This window comes from Pseudoalteromonas sp. 2CM39R (assembly GCF_023161845.1).
The window spans coordinates 1-2,333 of sequence record NZ_JALNTM010000056.1 but is presented as its reverse complement, the minus strand read 5'-3'; the positions used below and the strand labels follow the sequence as shown (position 1 = coordinate 2,333).

At 40.2% G+C, this 2,333-nt stretch carries 2 protein-coding genes; one reads left to right on the top strand and one right to left on the bottom strand.

Translation table 11 applies throughout. From position 1 onward, the window contains the following. The first annotated feature begins 218 nt into the window (after window positions 1–218). A complete protein-coding gene (locus MTF66_RS38345; RefSeq protein ID WP_248530348.1) occupies window positions 219–1,637 on the top strand; it encodes a sodium:alanine symporter family protein in 1,419 nt (472 codons plus the stop codon). A 17-nt stretch (window positions 1,638–1,654) separates the two neighbouring features. Here the strand turns inward: MTF66_RS38345 and MTF66_RS38340 are convergent, their stop codons facing one another. Continuing rightward, on the bottom strand, window positions 1,655–2,101 hold the full coding sequence (locus MTF66_RS38340) for a hypothetical protein (RefSeq protein WP_248530347.1): 447 nt from the start codon (window positions 2,099–2,101) through the stop codon (window positions 1,655–1,657). Window positions 2,102–2,333 lie beyond the last annotated feature (232 nt).

The window sequence follows — 2,333 nt, the reverse complement described above, 5'->3', positions numbered from 1 at the left end:
CAGTGGATGCGCATTATAGGGATACGAAGAATTAACGCAAGCACTTTTTGAAGGTTTTTTTGAATATTTTCAAATTATTCAGATACCCACCAAATGCAAACACGTTACCCACAAACACCTGTGGATAACCGATGTTTTTTAGCAGAATAACTAAACTCTCCTCGCTTGTTATGGTAACTTGCGCCGCAGATTTTCCACTCGCTCACAAGGCAAGAAAAATGACAGACATTATAAATAGTATAAGTGGTCTCCTTTGGGGTCACATTCTGGTTTACCTTTTAATAGCTGCGGGGCTATTTTTCACTCTTCGACTCGGTTTTATTCAATTCACTCAATTCCCACATATGATCAAAGTGATGTTTCAGAGCCGCCAAGGTTCTGGCGATGGCATTTCTTCATTCCAAGCATTTTGTACTTCTTTGGCTGCGCGAGTAGGTACGGGTAATATGGCAGGTGTTGCCGTTGCACTTTATTTAGGCGGTGCCGGGGCAATTTTCTGGATGTGGCTTATTGCTTTAATAGGTATGGCGACAAGTTTTGCCGAGAGTACTCTTGCTCAGGCATATAAAACCGTCGATGAAGATGGCAACTTTCGCGGTGGCCCTGCTTATTATATGGAATATGGTTTGGGCAAACGTTGGATGGGAGTGATCTTTTCTCTTTGCCTTATTCTTGCTTTTGGCTTGGTATTTAATGCTGTTCAATCAAACTCTATTGCTGCTGCATTTAATGTTGCGTTTGGTATTCCAAACTATGTTGTAGGCATCGGCTTAGTATTAGGGTCGGGTATTATTATTTTTGGTGGCTTAAAAACTATTTCACGTTTTGCAGAAATGGTTGTGCCATTTATGGCGCTGGCTTATTTGTTAGTTGCACTTTATGTGTGTGCCATGAACTACGATTTATTACCGAACGTATTTATGCATGTTATTAATAGTGCCTTTGGTATCGAGCAAGCGGGTGCGGGTGCAATAGGTTATGGTGTAATGCAGGCCATGATCCAGGGTATTAAACGTGGCCTATTCTCTAATGAAGCTGGTATGGGTAGCGCTGCAAATGCTGCTGCAACGGCAACACCTAACCCACCGCACCCAGCCTCACAAGGATATGTACAAATGCTCGGCGTATTTGTAGATACAATTATTATATGTACTGCAACTGCAGCCCTTATTTTATTATCACAACAGCTTATACCTGATTCAGGTGTGACTGGCATTGCGTTAACACAAGCAGCCCTTGAAGAACATGTTGGTAGTTGGGGTGCAATATTTGTTGCAATTGCAATTTTGTTTTTTGCATTTACCTCTATTGTTGCTAATTACTCTTATGCCGAAACCAATTTATTGTTCTTAGAGCACAACCATGCTTCGGGTATGTTGATCTTCCGATTACTGGTACTTGGTATGGTGATGTTTGGTGCGCTTGGTGAATTGCCACTAGTATGGACCCTTGCCGATGTCTCGATGGGTCTAATGGCTATCGTTAACGTCATCGCTTTGTTTATGTTATCGGGCGTCGTTATTTGGCTTGCGAAGGATTACAACACACAACGTAAAGCAGGTAAATTACCTACTTTTGATCCTTCGCAAAACAAAAAGCTAGATCAAACCATTCCTAAAGGCGCATGGCGTAAATAATCTAGTTAAGTAAATTCTTATTTAGGGAGCGTTTGTGCTCCCTTTTTTGTATTTGCTAACTTTTCGAAAACAGACAATATGAATGTAATTTGTTGCTCGTTAAGCTTTGACTCAAGCTCAGTTACAAGCTGATCTTTAATTTGCGATTTTAATGCTTGTTTTTGTTCTGCGGTTAGTAATGGCTGCGATTGTTGCTGATAAGATTGCACGGCAGTAAGCATATCCATCACCACGTCATTATCAAAATCGGTTAGCGCTGCTTTGGCATTACTAATGGCTTGTTCTGATTTATCGAAGACAGTCGATACTTTATCAACAAGTACGCTCACCTCATGAATTTTCAGTACATCGTTAATATTCGACATAATAATCGCAACAGGAATGAGAACTAATGAGATCGCTAGACAAAGCCCAAATACGGCGCCTACCCAAAACTGATTTAAGCCACGTTTAAATTGCTCCATTATCTTTCCTTGATCCTATTTATTGATTAAAACTTGAAAGGCGTTAGCTGTTTTAAAAAGACTAAGGAAACTATAAAGCTATTTTGGCAATAAAAAAATAATTTGATGAGATTATAAAAGAAATATAAATGAAATAGAGAAGAGGTATTTTATGTAAATGGTGCCCGGGGCCGGACTTGAACCGGCACGCTGTTACCAGCGAGGGATTTTAAATCCCTTGTGTCTACCAATT

Bases quoted from the DNA above. Each gene is read 5' to 3' on its own strand.
- MTF66_RS38340 (WP_248530347.1), bottom strand. From the start codon at position 2,101: ATGGAGCAATTTAAACGTGGCTTAAATCAGTTTTGGGTAGGCGCCGTA.
- MTF66_RS38345 (WP_248530348.1), top strand. From the start codon at position 219: ATGACAGACATTATAAATAGTATAAGTGGTCTCCTTTGGGGTCACATT.